Below are 13,767 nucleotides of genomic sequence, written 5' to 3'. Positions count from 1 at the left end.
GGCTCCTCCCACGTACCTATGGCTGTACGCGACCGGCTCGGGCCGTCCGGGTACGAGACCGCAGCCCCAACCCCAGCCCCAGCGCCCCGTCCACGACGAGGAACACCAGCAGGCTGATGCCCAGCAGCGGAACGAACCAGCCGACCAGAGCGGCGACGGCCGCGACCGGGAGCAGTACGGTCAGCGGTACCTTCCGCCAGGCGCCGCGCGGCATCGGCCGTCCCGCGCTCAGCTTCCGTTCCTTGGTGGGCCTGCGCAGCCACCACATCCGGTAGCCCCAGAAGATGATCGCGATCAGCGCGAGGGCGAGCGCCGCGAGCGCGAGTTGGTTGGCGAGCCCGAGGAAGACACCCATGTGGGCGTCGATACCGAAGCGGGTGAGCTGGGCGAGCACGGGATAGTCGGCGAAGCGCAGTTCGTCCATGACCGCGCCGGTGGCCGGATCGACGGCGACCGAGTCGAGGCGGACGGGGAACTGGTTGTCCGCCTGCGCGACGACATACCCCTTGCCCTCGGTCGGCAGGGTCACCGTGATCGGTCCGTCGAGACCGGCCTGACGCGCGGCGACGACCGCCAGATCGACACCGACGTCCTTACCGTCCATGCCCTCCATACCGTCCATGCCCGGCATGTTCTCCATGCCTTCCATGCCTTCGTGGCCTTCATGGCCGCCGCCACCCGCTCCGCCGGTGCCTCCGTCGAGCGTGGCGGAGACAACAGGTGTGTTGCTGCCGAGCTGGTCCTTGAGCGCGGTGATGTTCTCGCCCGCGTACTTCGACCAGGTCAGACCGGTGGCGGAGAGCAGTACGAGACCGGTCACCGCCCACAGTCCGACGGACCCGTGCAGGGAGAGCGTCCGCCGCCGGCCGGCGGCACCGGCCTCGGGCAGGAGCAGCGCGCGCTTCGAAGAGCTCTTCGACGGACTGTTCAACCCACTCTGCGATTCACGCCGCAACTCACGTTGCGAGGCGCGCCTGCGCGTGACCCAGAGCAGCAGTCCGCCGAGGGCCACCACCCAGAGCCAGCTGGCCGCGAGTTCACTGTAGACACGGCCCGACTCCCCCAGGTGGAGGTGGCGGTGCAGCTCGGAGATCCAGGTGCGCAGCGGGAGGGCGCCCGAGGTGCCGTAGGTGGTCAGCAGTCCCCGTACCTCGGCGGTGTACGGATCGACGAAGACGGCGAGGGACTTGCCCTCCTCGACTTTGGGCGAGGTCATCAGGACCCGGGTGGTGGCGCCGTCCTCGGACGGGAGCCGTACGGAAGTGATCTTGCCGTCCGGGTTGGCGGTCCGGGCGGCGTTGAGCTGGTCGGAGAGCGGGACGGTGCGCTCCCCGACCGGCACCCGCAGCTCATGGCGGTAGACCACCCTCTCCGCCTGGAAGGAGAGCGCGTAGAGGAATCCGCTGGTGGCGGCGACCAGAAGAAGCGGGGCGATCAGAAGTCCCGCGTAGAAGTGCAGGCGCAGCACGAGAGGCCGCAAGGATCTCCAGCCGGACGGGGTGTCGGTACCTGCCTTGCGCTCGGCGGGAGAATCGGGCTCGGCCTTGGGCGAAGGGGCGGGCTCGGCCTTGGGCGCGGGGTCGGGGTCGGGGTCGGTGACGGGTTGGTCGTCGTCGGTCGCTGGGACCTGTATGGAGTCGTCAATGGCCATGACTGTCCTAGGAGTTGGCTTCGGCGTGGGGCATGAGGACATGGGCCCCCGGCCGCCGGCCAACGCTCAGACAGCGGTGATGACAGCAGTGATGACAGCGGCTCTCGGGGCCGTGGCGCGTGCGGTACGGCGCGTGGGCGGGCCGCGCTGCGACAGGGTGTGCGCGAGGAGAACGCCACGGAACCGGTGCGGGGCGGGGGCCCCGGGGCCGGGCCGGATCAGCCGCGGTGCGGCGGGCAGCCGTGTCCCGGTGAACAGCAGCCGGAGCGGGGAGAAGGCCAGGGCCCCGACGGCCTGCGCGAGCCGGAGGAACGCGGCCTCGCCCCGCGCCAGCCACAGCGCGCAGACGACCGCCGCGAGGAGGTGGACGGCGAGCATTCCGGCCGAACCGTCGGTGACAGCTGCCAGCAGGGCGGTCTTCCCCTCGGACCCAAAGCCCGCGCCCGCACCCGTACTCGCACCCGCCGCCGTACCCACATCGACGGCCGTCCCCACATCGACGGCCGTGCTCGCGCCGGAGCCCGTACCCGTCCCCATGCCCCCGTCGGTGGCATGAGGCTCGTGCAAGGACGCGGACGGTCGGAACGGCAGGGCGTCGGCGAAGATCAGGTGCAGGATGCCCTGGACGGTGAGCAGCCCGGCTCCGATCGAGCCGACGCCTCGGCGCCGTCCGCCCGCGAGCCAGGCCACTCCCCCGGTCACTCCGAAGGCGGCCCACAGCGTTCCGGCCGGAATCCCGTGGCCGGACGCGCTGGAAGCGCCGAACGCGCCAGTGACTCCGAACCCGCCAGTGACTCCGGACGCTCCGGGCGCGCCGGCTGCGAACGCATGCCCCAGTGCCGCCAGAGTCACGCATACCGCGGCGAAGGCCACGGCCCGCACGGCGCGTATCGGCGATCGGGCATCTGTCATGGTCCGCACATGTTGCCATCCCGACGGGTGCGCGCGGCAGATACCGGCTGTCCATGATTCACCTGGCAGCGAATTCCGCTGCCCTCCCCTCCGGGGCACGGGCAGAGTCGGTTCCATGAGACTCCTGATCCTCGGTGGTACGGAATTTCGTCGGCCGCGCCGTCACGGAGGCGGCGCTCAGACGTGGTTGGCAGGTGACGGTCTTCCACCGCGGCCGTCATGAGGCACCGGCCGGTGCGACCGTCCTGCTCGGCGACCGCACCACCCCGGACGGCCTGGCGGCCCTCGCCGGCGGCGAGTGGGACGCGGTCGTCGACACCTGGTCGGCCGCCCCGTCCGCGGTGCGTACGGCGGCCCGGCTGCTGGCCGACCGCGCCGGGCGGTACGCGTATGTCTCCAGCCGTTCCGTTTACGCGTATCCCACCCCGGCCGGGCTCGCCGAGGACGGCCCGCTGGTGGCGGGCGCGTCCCAGGACGCCGAGCAGGTCGAATACCCCCTGGACAAGCGGGGTGGTGAGCTGGCGGCCGAGGCGGCCTTCGGCGACCGGGCGCTGCTGGTGCGCGCCGGTCTGATCCTCGGCCCCGGGGAGAACATCGGCCGACTGCCGTGGTGGCTGGGGCGGATCGCGCGGGGCGGGCCCGTACTGGCGCCGGGGCCCCGCGACAACCCGTTGCAGTACATCGACGCGCGCGATCTCGCCGAGTGGACGCTGGACGCGGTACGGACGGGCCTGGCCGGCCCGTACAACCTGGCGAGTCCGCCCGGTCACACCACCATGGGTGAGCTGCTCGACTCCTGTGTCCGCGTCACGCGCTCCGACGCCGAACTGCGCTGGACCGACCCGGACCCGATCCTCGACGCCGGGATCGAGCCCTGGTCGGAGCTGCCGATCTGGCTGCCGCCGGGCGAGCTCCACGACACGATGTACGGCTCCGATGTCACCAAGGCCCTTGCCACGGGCCTGCGTTGCCGCCCGGTGGCGGAGACGGTCGCGGACACCTGGTCCTGGCTCGGCTCGATCGGCGGCGAGGCACCTCAGCGCCCCGATCGCCCGCCGGTGGGCCTGGCACCGGAGTTGGAGGCGAAGGTCCTCGACCGGTGACCGGAGCACCGCATCACCAGGGCGACGCTCCGCCGAGCCCGCGCCGCCGCCATGCCTACTCAGGTGGCGGCGTCGGTGCCGACCGTACGGCCGTCCCTTCCGCCGGTATCGCCGTCACCAGAGCACCCCGCAGCTCCGCGATCCCCTTGTTCCACTCACCGTTCTCACCGTCGGCCTCGACCCAGATGTCCCGAAGCCCGGAGCCGTCCGCGATCACCCGGTCCAGGGCCCGCACCGCGAGACTCCTCAGCTCCTCGGGGAAGCGCGGCAGGGCTTCGTCCGGTCCGTACACGGTCTCCACGGGTGGTCCCCCGGGGCACTGTTCGGCGACCAGCGCGGCCGCCGCGACGGCCACCACCGCGACATCGCTGTCCAGATAGTCGTACGTACCGGCCGCGTCGGCCAGCGCCTTCCGCACGATCTCCGTACGCCGGTCGGCCGACGCCTCGTCCAGGTCGGCGGAGAAGTCCACCGCCGTGTCGCTGTCGAAGTGGCCGGTGTCCCACATGGCCATGATCTGCCCCCCCCCTGTCGCTCTTCGATCACTCTTCTTCCCGCTGTCTCCGATCGTGCCAGGCACCACTGACAATCCACCTCGCGTGCCTGCCTGCTCAGACCTGCTCAGACCTGCTGAGACCTGCTCAATGACCGCGCGCCGACCTGCCCGGCCGCCGACTCCGGGCGGCCTCCACCACCCCGCCGTCCTCAACCACGCCCGCCCATAAGGCCGTTCTTGGACCACTCGGCGACGGTAAGGAACACCTCTCCTCAATCATGCGCATCCGCCCGGTTTGCTGATGGAGGTTCCTATGAATTTCCCGAGCGGCTGAACACCCCGTGCGTAGCGTGCGTATGAATCGGTGCGCTTCGCTTCTCCCCCTGCCGCGATTTTCCCGTAACCGGCAACGAAGCTTGAGGAGTTAGTTCCATGGCACGAACATCGAGAAAACGCTCCACACTGGCAAACCGGGCGATCGCCGCCTCGGCTGCCTTGCTCCTGGGCGGGGGTGGGCTGGTAGCGGTCAATGTCTACGCATCCGCGGGTGAAGGCAAGTCCGGCCAGTCCTCTCCGCGGAGCCAGAACGTCGGGCAGGCATCGACCATCGTCTGCCCCGACGTGGCGAACCAGGACAAACTGGCGGGCGTCCCGGAAGCGGCCCGAGCCGAGGTCGACCGCGAGCTCGCGAAGATGGACACCCAGATCACCGAGGCCTACAAGCGGTTCGCCGACTCGAAGGCGGCGATCGCACAGGACTCCAAGTTCGTCGACAACGCCATCCTCGGCCCGCTGAAGTCCAAGCGGGTAGCCGCCCTCGACCGGATCTCCATCGCGATGGGCAGGTCCGGAGAGCGGCCGCAGGGTCTGGAGAGTCTCTCCGCCTGCTCGATGCAGACGGACAACGCTCTCGCCAAGGGCCGCGGCAAGGGCCGCGGGAACGGCGGCCAGGGCAACGGCCAGAACGGCGGCCAGGGCCAAGGCCAGAACGGCGGTCAGGGTAATGGTCAGAACGGTGGTCAGGGCCAGGGCCAGAACGGCGGTCAGGGTAACGGCCAGGACGGCGGCCAGAATGGTGGCCAGGATGGCGGCAACCAGGGCGGAGGCGGCGGTCAGGCCGGTAACGGCCCCGAGGCCGGCGACTTCGTCGACATCAACAGCGTCCAGCCGAACGTCCAGCAGCCCCAGAACGGTGGCAACGCCTCGACGGGTACCTTCGCGACCAATTGCGGGGTGAACGAGAACGGGCTCTTCAACTCGGACAACGTCATCGTCGCCCCCGGTGTGACCAACGGCGCGCACCACATGCACGACTACGTCGGTAACCAGGGCAACACCGCGTTCGCGACGGACGATTCCCTGGCCGCCGGTGAGACCAGCTGCCAGAACCAGGGCGACAAGTCCACGTATTACTGGCCGGTCCTGCGCCTCCAGAACGGAAAGGCCGAGGCCGACGCCAATGCGGACGGCGGCGGCAAGGAAGGCAACGTCGGAGAGATCCAGACTCCGTCCGAGGTGACGCTGACTTTCGCGGGCAACGCGCAGGCCAAGGTCACCGCCATGCCGCGGTTCCTGCGCATCATCACGGGTGACGCCAAGGCCCTCACCAACGGTGACGCCAACGCCAACGCCTCGTGGAGCTGCACCGGATTCGAGGACCGCCAGCTCAAGGACAAGTACCCGATCTGCCCCGAGGGCAGCCAGGTGGTCCGTAGCTTCAAGTTCCAGAGCTGCTGGGACGGCCAGAACGCCGACAGTGCCAACCACCGCGACCACGTGGCGTTCGCCGACGAGAACGGCAACTGCCAGAACGGCTTCCAGGCGATCCCGCAGCTCCAGCAGCGCATCGTCTACGACGTGCCGCCGGGCCCCGGCTTCGCTCTCGACTCCTTCCCGGAGCAGCTGCACAAGCCCATCACCGACCACGGTGACTTCATCAACGTCTTCGACGAGGGCGTGATGAACGAGGTGGTCAGCTGCATCAACGACGGTAAGAAGTGCTAGTGCCCCTCCCGGCAACAGTGAGGCACCGCCCCACCGTCTGAGCAACCACCGGGCCTCTCGGCCCCGTTCCCCCGCATCTCCCACGGCCCACATCCGCACCTCGCGGGTGTGGGCCGTGGCACGCGGTCAGCTCATGTCGTGACCCGAGTGCTCCTCGTTCCCCCCGCTCCCCCCGTTGCCTTCCTTCCCTTCGTTGCCTTCGTTGCCTTCCTTCCCTCCGTCATCGCTGCCTCCGGAGTGGTGGGTCGCACCGGTCTCCACCGTCCCGCCGAGCCGGCCGCGCAGGGTCGCGACCACCTTGTCGTCGCCGACCGCGACCCATTTCCTGCCGACGAGGTAGGAACCGCCGTAGTCCTTGGCCTCGTTGATCCACTCGCGCAGGCCGCGGTCGGTGGCGAAGGTCGCCAGCACATACTTGCCGTCTCCTGTCGTGCAGTTGGCCTGCCGTATCTCTTCCGCGTCCGTCTGTATGTTCGGTTCACACTTCGCCTGTGAGGCGATGTGTTCGAGGCTTCCGGTCGCCGTTTTCGGCTCCTTGGGAGCCTCTTCGTCGTTCGCCGCACAGCCCGCTGTCAGAGCCAGGGCCAGGGCTGCCATTACCACTAGAGGTCGCTCCGTACGCATGTGTCCATCGTGCCCCGCGGCCGTACCACCGCGTGGGGGAACGGACGGGATGACGGCGGGATACGGACGCGGCGACAGCCGGGCCAAGGTGACGCCGGGCCGAGGTGACAGCTGGGCCGAGGTGACCATCGGACCAATCGCTCGTTCTGCTCAACGTGCCCCCAGACAACGCCGTCACCGCCCCCGCCACCCCTGACGCACCTGCCGCCGCCACACCCGCCGACGCACCCACCGGCGCATCCGCCGCCGCACCCGTCGGCGTCGAACAGGCCGAGGCGGCCCTCGTAGAGCACTATCCGCGTCTCGTGCGGATCGCCTATCTGGTCCTGCCACCGTCACTCGGCCGCAACCGGCGCGTGTTGACCGCCCACGCGCTGGTGCAGCGTTCGCTGCCCCGCGGCCGTACGGCGGCCGGGCCGTCCGGGCTCACCGCGCCGCGCCACACGGCGGGGACCGTGGCCGCGCGGAATCCCGGCTATCTGTACGTACGTGAGCGGGTGCTCCGCCAGGCGCTCGACGCCGGGCGTCCGCTGCGCCGGCTCGCCCGGCCCAGGCGGGCCCAACTGCCGCCGCTACTGCCGCACGTATGGGGGCTGCGGCTGTTCCCGCGCTCGGGCGGGGCCGACGAACTCGCCCTGGACCAGCGGCTGTCCCGGATGTCCGGCCCGGCCCGCGCGGCGCTCGTCCTGCGCGGCCTCGACGAACTGTCCGCCGAGGAGGTACGGCACGTACTCGGCGCGATCGCGGCCGACGGAGAAGACCTGGACGTGGATGCCGCGCTCGCCGAGGCGGACAGCATCCTGACGGCGGAGACACCCGGGACGGCTGGGGCACCCGGGGCGGCCGGGACGGCTGGGGCTGCCGACGCACCCGGGGCGGCTGGGGAGCCATGGGCTGCTGGAGCCAATGGGGCTACTGGAGCTGCTGGAGCTGAGGCCACCGAAGCAACGCGCACGGCCGGCCACATGGACGCTGTCGCGCTGCTGCGCTCGCCCGAGTTCGATCCGTGCTCGCTCCAGGCCAGACCCACCGACCTGATGAACCGCCGCCGGCGCGCCAAGGCCACGGTCGCCGCCGCCGCGGCCGTCCTTCTCTGCGGCACGCTCCTCGGACTGCCGGGCGGCGGCTGGGGCCCGGACGGCGCGGCGGCGCCCGCGTACGCCCAGAACCCGGCGGCCCGATCGGCCCTCGACCCGGGCCAGGTACGGCGGATCGCGCCCGCCGCGTGGCGGACCTCCTCCCGTACGGACTTCTCCGTCTGGCCCACCCGTGGACCGCTGGCCGACGACCGCGCCCTGCTGCGCCGCGCGCTGGCCGTCTGGGCCAGGCCCGGCGCGTCGGTGCAGGTGTCCGCGACTCCCGCCACCCCGTCGGGACCCCCGATGGGACCGCCGCAGCTGCTGTACGCGGGCACGGTCGACGGGGCGTCCGTCGTGCTCTTCCACGACGGCCTGCGGGTCGTCCGGTACGCGGAATCCGCCGACGGAGGCGACGGAGGCAAGGCCGCGGCCCTGGACTTCGCGCGGGTCGACGGTGCGGACGCCACGGCCTCGGACGCGCTGGTCGTGGGTCGCTCCGACGGCAACGTCCGTTATCTGACGGCCCCTTGGGTGCGTCGTACCGCCGTACGGGACCTCCTCGCCCCGACAGCGCCCGCGCGCCCGCTGCGCCGCGACGCGGACGGGGTGACGGAACCTCTCGCGAGTCCGGCGATGGCACGGGACTGCCGGTCCTGGAACACGCTGGAGGTACCCGGCGGGAGCAACAAGGACAGCGAGGACAAGGGCAACAGCGAGAGCGAGGGCAACAGCGGGGGCAAGGGCAGCGGCGGCAACAGCGGTACGGCCCGGCTGCTCACCGACCTCGGCGAACTGGCCCCGGCGCGGCTGACGTCCGGACCGCCGTCCGCCCCGACGGACGTGACCGACGCGGCCGACCGCACGGCCTGGGCGCGGACGGCCTGCCTGCTGCCGACAGTACGGTCGCACGGCGTCCGGTCCGTGAACTCCTGGCAGTACGCCACCCAGTCCCTGCCCGAGTCCAACGGCACCGCTGCCTGGCTGTGCACCCGGGCCGAGACCTGGCGCGGCACAGGAAGCCGGGTGCTGGCCCAGTTCCAGGCACCGTCGCGGAAGGCGGCGCCGGGAGCGATCGCGGCGCGGGCGGAGGACTCACCGGCCTGCGGGGTCCGCGATCCCCGGGTCCTGGCGGGTGTGTTGTGGAAGTCGCGGGGCGGGCAGTGGTACGTACTGGCGGCGGGCAACGAGCGGTTGAAGTCGCTGGAGCTGTCGGGCGGGCTGAAGGGAAGCGCGCACGGCAACGTCCTGGCGGCGCGGGCGAGGCAGGGCGCCCACGCCGAGTTGTCCGGACGGGAGGCGGACGGTACGAGGGTGAACACACTGCGCTGACACCCTCACGCCCCGCAACCCCGCAACCTCGCCACCTCACACTCACACTCACACTCACACTCACACGATCAGGGCAGCAGCAGCCAGTCCGCGCCCAACGCCGCGGCCAGGCCCGCTCCCAGCAACCACGTCCCCAGCCTCGTACGCCCGTGCCTGCTCAGTTCGATCACCACACCGCACAGGATCATCGCCAGCCCGTACACCCCCACCACCAGAACCGACGTGCGCTCCGCCAGCCTCACCATCAGCAGCGCCGCCAGCGCCGCCAGCAGTACCGAGGCCAACACGATCCGCACGAGTCTTGCCTGACGGGGCGTCAGACCGCCGCCGTCCGGCTCCGGGATCGGTATACCGACGGACTCGTCCTGGTCAGATGCGCTCATGGATCGGGAGCGTAACGGACATCCTGAGGAAGCGGCCGGTTAGGCTGTTGGTATGACCACCGGGGTGCGCCGCAGGATGGGCGTCGAAGAGCGGAAGCAACAGCTGATCGGTGTAGCGCTGGAGCTGTTCAGCCACCGCTCCCCCGACGATGTCTCGATCGACGAGATCGCGGCGGCGGCCGGTATCTCGCGGCCGCTCGTCTACCACTACTTCCCCGGCAAACAGAGCCTGTACGAGGCCGCCCTGCGCCGGGCCGCCGACGACTTGGCGACCAGGTTCCTGGAGCCACGCGAAGGCCCGCTCGGGGCGCGGCTGCACCGCGTCATGAAACGGTTCTTCGACTTCGTCGACGAACACGGCGCCGGTTTCTTCGCGCTGATGCGGGGCGGACCGGCCGTCGGTGCGTCCACCGCGACCGCGATGATGGGCGAGGTGCGGCAGGCCGCGTACGAACAGATCGTGGCCCATCTCGGGGTCGGGCAGCCGCCCGCGCGGCTGGAGTTGGTCGTCCGTTCCTGGGTGTCGCTGGCCGAGTCGACGGCGCTGATCTGGCTCGACGGCCGGCGGATCCCCCGCGCCGAGCTGGAGTGGCAGCTGGTGCACGACTTCGCCGCGCTGGCCGCCGTGAGCGCGGCGTACGACGAGGAGATGGCCGCGATCCTGCTGCGCGTCCTCGCGGAAGAACCGGCCGACGGCCCGTACGGGGACCTGGTCGGCCGACTCACCCGGATGGGCGCGGAACTGGCGGAGTCGACCGGGGCGGCGAAACCGGCGGAATCGCCGGAATCGCCGGAATCGCCGGAACTACCCGGTCAGCGCGTTCACGTGTAGATCACGCACCGTAGATCACGCGCACCTCGGTGAAGCCCAGAGAGCGCAGCAGCCCCTCCAGCATGCTCGTGGTGTTCTTCTCGGCGCGGGTGACGAGTTCGCTCTCCTTGGCCGCTTCCCCGATGTGCCGTGCGGCCAGTTTGTTCACGGCCCGCTCGTCGGCCGGGTTGTCGGAGAAGAGGTCCCCGAGCCGGTCGAGCAGCCCGCGCTCCTTGGACACGGCGTACGAACGGTCCGGGTCCAGCGCCGGCTTGCCCAGCCGCGCGTGCGGCAGCCGGATCGTCGCCGAGGTGCGCTCCTTGTCGGTCTGGACGCTGCCCTCCCCGACGCCGCCGAAGTCGACGTACGAACCGACCGTGCCGGCCCCCACGTAGAGGGTCCGGGTGCCCCGGATCGCGTCCGGCAGATACTTGGCGTCCTTCTCCAGGTCGACCACGACCTGGAAATTGCCCGAGGCCGCCTCGTACCGGTCCAGATCCTGGATGGATTTGAGCAGAGTCGGTCCCGTACGGTCGTTGGTCTCCTCTCCGAAAACGTCGCCGAATCCGGGCATCAGGTCGAGCCGGCTGCCGGCGAAGAGCAGGGCGGCCACGACAACAAGGGCGATGGGCAGCTTGCCCCACCAGGGCAGACGCGATTCGCGCCGCTGGTTCCGGCTGTCTTCCGGTTTCACGTCTGTGGACGTCATACCTACCGGATGTCCCGCCGAGCCCGGTTCACACGGTCGCCCCGGGTTCACATGATCGCCCCCGGGGTTCACACGGTCACATGGCCGATGCGAGTGAACGGGGGACGGGCCTCGGCCCGACTCCCCTGTCCTGTACGGCTGTTCAGAAGTCCGGTGGCAGATGGCCCCGGAGCGCGCGGGCCAGCCCGCTCTCCCCGTCGTCCACCAGGCCGCGGTGGAACGCGTCCTCGTACGCCGGGCTCCCGGCCGCCTCCCGCGCCTGCCGTTCGCACTCCTCGCGGACCGGGGCGAGCTCCGGGGTGCCCCGCAGGGGATGGCCGACCATGCGCCAGAAGGCCTGCCCGGTGCCGTACGCGTGCGCGGCCCGTTCGCCGTCGCCCTGCGCGGCGACGGCCGCCGCCAGCAGATCGAGGCCGAGGGCGATACCGAAGCTGTCGCGCAGTTGCTCCCTGCCGCCGACCATCGAGCGGGCGTGGGCCTCGGCCTCGTACGGACGGTTCTGGAGCAGGTGCACCAGGGCGAGTTGGTAGTCGGCGTAGGACCGGGTCCAGCACTCGCCGTGCTCCAGGCAGACCTTCCGCAGCTCCGTGGCTTCCTCGCGCGCCTCGTCGAGCCGGTCCAGGGCGGTGAGCGCGAAGATCCGGACCATGCGGCAGCGCAACTGCGACGCGGAGTCGAAGGGGGCACCCGGATGGGACCGCAGCGCCTGGTCGGACACGGCGTGGGCGGCCTGCGGGCGGCCTGTCATCAGACAGGTGAGGCTGGTCAGATAGGCCGCGGCCAGCATGGCGTCGGGGTCCTGGTCGCGCCACGCGGCCATGCCGCAGCGCTCGCCGAGCCGGTGCGCGCCCTCGTGGTCGCCCTGGAGCATGGCGGTGATACCGAGGGCCCAGAGCGCGCGGGTGCGGTCCGGCCCGGGGGTGTGCCCGGGGGTGCGGTCCGGCCCGGGTGTGTGCCCGGGGGTGTGTCCAGGAGTGTGCCCCGGTGTGCGCCCGGGGGTGTGGTCCGCCGGAAGGGCGTCGTGTGCGCTCAGGGCGCGTTCCAGGTAGATCCGGGCCTCGTGCAGATGGCCGCGGCAGCTCCAGAAGAAACCCACACGGCCCGCCATCTCCACGGCCGCTCCCGGGTCGGCTCCGAGGAGATGGTCGAGCGCGCCGCACAGGTCCGCGTGGGCGTCGCCGATCCGCGCGTACCAGGCGACCTGGTCGGGTCCGGCCCAGCCGGTGTCGGCCTGCCGGACCAGGCCGGCGAAGTGGGTGGCGTGCCGGCCGGCGAGCAGATGTTCCTCACCGAGCTCCCCCAGCCACATGGCGCCGTACTCCCGGAGGGTGTCGAGCATCCGGTAGCGGTCGCCGTCCTGTCGCAGGACGGACTGGGCCACGAGCCCGGCCAGGGCTTCGGTGACGCCGTCGGCGGAGAGCGGGCCGCCCGCGCAGACCGCCCGCGCGTCCGCCTCTCCGAACTCGCCGCGGAAGACGGAGAGCCGGGCCCACAACAGCCGTTCGAGCGGGGCGCACAGCTCGTGGCTCCAGCCGATGGCGGTGCGCAGGGCGCGGTGGCGCTGGGGCCATACGTTCTCGTTGGTGAGGACGTCGAGGCGGGTCGTGAACCGGGAGGTGAGCAGGGCGGCGATCTGCTCGACGGAGTTCTCGTCGAGCCGGGCGCAGGCGAGTTCGACCGCGAGCGGGATGCCTTCGAGCCGGTGGCAGATCCGGGCGGCGGCCTCGGCGGTCACCGGGTCGTCCAGGGACACCCGGGGCGCGGCGTGGGCGGCGCGGTCGCGGAAGAGCTGGAGGATCTCGTCGTCGCCGGCCGCACCGTCCAGCGGCAGGGGCGGTACGTCGATGCGGTGTTCGCCCTTGGTTCCCAGGGACTGCCGGCTGGTGGTCAGGACGGTGAGCCCGGGGGCGGCGGTGAGTAACTCGCCGACCAGGTGCCCGCAGGCGGGCACCAGCCGTTCGCAGGAGTCGAGGACGAGCAGGAGCCGCCGGTCCGCGAGCCATTCGCAGAGGGCCTCGACGGGGCGGCGCAGGGAGTGGTCGGAGAGTCCGACGGCGTCGGAGACCGTACTGAGCAGCAGCCGGTCGTCGTAGAGCGGTGACAGGTCGACCCACCACACTCCGTCGGGATGGCGCCCGCGCGGACCGCCTTCCCGCGCACGGCCGTCTCTCGGGCCGCCTTCCCGCGTGCCGCTTCCCCGCGAGCCGCCTCGCCGTGAGGACTCTCCCGCCGAGGCGCTGTCCCCGGTCCGTGCTCCCAGGCCCCCGGCCCGGGTGCTGCCCGGCCGCACATGCGCGCAGCCGCGCCGTATGCCCGGAAGCAGGTCCGGGAGCCCGCCCGGCGGCCCGGCGGGCAGGCCCGCCGCGCGCCGCGCCGCGCGTTCGGCGGCGCGCAGCGCCAGTCTGCTCTTGCCCACACCTCCACTACCGGTGAGTGTGATCAGCCGGTGCTCGTCGAGTGCGCGTTCCAGGAGGACCAGTTCGGTCCTGCGCCCTACGAAACTGGTCTTCTCTTCGGGAATGTTCCCCACCACGGGGACAGTCTGGACCAGTTGAGGTCCAGGTCTGGCATGCATGATGCGAAACAGACAGAAACGACCGGGAGTTGCCCCTGCGCGGTCGGTTCACATCACCAACCAGCCTCTCCCGCCCCACGTCCGTCCCCGT

Annotated in this window: 10 protein-coding genes and 1 pseudogene; 4 read left to right on the top strand and 7 right to left on the bottom strand. The window is 71.3% G+C overall.

Annotated features, from left to right (window positions below; all coding sequences use genetic code 11):
• Positions 1–16: 16 nt before the first annotated feature.
• Positions 17–1,651, bottom strand: coding sequence for a PepSY-associated TM helix domain-containing protein (locus ACIQD6_RS13290; protein WP_401881464.1), 1,635 nt, complete (start codon positions 1,649–1,651; stop codon positions 17–19).
• A gap of 66 nt (positions 1,652–1,717) precedes the next feature.
• A complete protein-coding gene (locus ACIQD6_RS13285; protein WP_401881462.1) occupies positions 1,718–2,563 on the bottom strand; it encodes a hypothetical protein in 846 nt (281 codons plus the stop codon).
• A gap of 115 nt (positions 2,564–2,678) precedes the next feature.
• On the opposite strand from ACIQD6_RS13285, the pseudogene ACIQD6_RS13280 reads away from it, so the two are divergent.
• Positions 2,679–3,666, top strand: a pseudogene (locus ACIQD6_RS13280) (NAD-dependent epimerase/dehydratase family protein).
• A 55-nt stretch (positions 3,667–3,721) separates the two neighbouring features.
• Here ACIQD6_RS13280 and ACIQD6_RS13275 read toward each other — a convergent pair.
• Positions 3,722–4,180, bottom strand: a complete 459-nt coding sequence (locus ACIQD6_RS13275; protein ID WP_401881460.1) for a DUF4259 domain-containing protein — start codon at positions 4,178–4,180, stop codon at positions 3,722–3,724.
• Positions 4,181–4,594: 414 nt separating this feature from the next.
• Between ACIQD6_RS13275 and ACIQD6_RS13270 the strand changes: the two genes are divergently transcribed.
• Positions 4,595–6,166 (top strand): DUF1996 domain-containing protein, encoded by a 1,572-nt coding sequence (locus ACIQD6_RS13270; RefSeq protein ID WP_401881459.1) that lies wholly within the window; start codon positions 4,595–4,597, stop codon positions 6,164–6,166.
• A gap of 126 nt (positions 6,167–6,292) precedes the next feature.
• On the opposite strand, the gene ACIQD6_RS13265 is transcribed toward ACIQD6_RS13270, so the two are convergent.
• Positions 6,293–6,763, bottom strand: coding sequence for a hypothetical protein (locus ACIQD6_RS13265; RefSeq protein ID WP_401881458.1), 471 nt, complete (start codon positions 6,761–6,763; stop codon positions 6,293–6,295).
• Between the two features lie 182 nt (positions 6,764–6,945).
• On the opposite strand from ACIQD6_RS13265, the gene ACIQD6_RS13260 reads away from it, so the two are divergent.
• Positions 6,946–9,198, top strand: coding sequence for a hypothetical protein (locus ACIQD6_RS13260; RefSeq protein ID WP_401881456.1), 2,253 nt, complete (start codon positions 6,946–6,948; stop codon positions 9,196–9,198).
• 68 nt (positions 9,199–9,266) lie between these two features.
• Here the strand turns inward: ACIQD6_RS13260 and ACIQD6_RS13255 are convergent, their stop codons facing one another.
• Positions 9,267–9,581 (bottom strand): hypothetical protein, encoded by a 315-nt coding sequence (locus ACIQD6_RS13255; RefSeq protein ID WP_401881454.1) that lies wholly within the window; start codon positions 9,579–9,581, stop codon positions 9,267–9,269.
• A 52-nt stretch (positions 9,582–9,633) separates the two neighbouring features.
• Between ACIQD6_RS13255 and ACIQD6_RS13250 the strand changes: the two genes are divergently transcribed.
• Positions 9,634–10,413 carry a TetR/AcrR family transcriptional regulator gene (locus ACIQD6_RS13250; RefSeq protein ID WP_401881452.1) on the top strand — a complete coding sequence of 260 codons (780 nt, stop codon included), beginning with the start codon at positions 9,634–9,636 and terminating at the stop codon, positions 10,411–10,413.
• Position 10,414: 1 nt separating this feature from the next.
• Here ACIQD6_RS13250 and ACIQD6_RS13245 read toward each other — a convergent pair whose 3' ends face one another.
• Together ACIQD6_RS13245 and ACIQD6_RS13240 are read right to left on the bottom strand one after the other, a co-directional pair.
• A complete protein-coding gene (locus ACIQD6_RS13245) occupies positions 10,415–11,101 on the bottom strand; it encodes a DUF4230 domain-containing protein (protein WP_401881451.1) in 687 nt (228 codons plus the stop codon).
• A 142-nt stretch (positions 11,102–11,243) separates the two neighbouring features.
• On the bottom strand, positions 11,244–13,676 hold the full coding sequence (locus ACIQD6_RS13240; protein WP_401881449.1) for an ATP-binding protein: 2,433 nt from the start codon (positions 13,674–13,676) through the stop codon (positions 11,244–11,246).
• Positions 13,677–13,767: the final 91 nt, after the last annotated feature.

The organism is Streptomyces sp. NPDC088400, assembly GCF_044753355.1.
Classification (GTDB): domain Bacteria; phylum Actinomycetota; class Actinomycetes; order Streptomycetales; family Streptomycetaceae; genus Streptomyces.
This window is presented reverse-complemented; position numbering and strand designations above follow the sequence as displayed.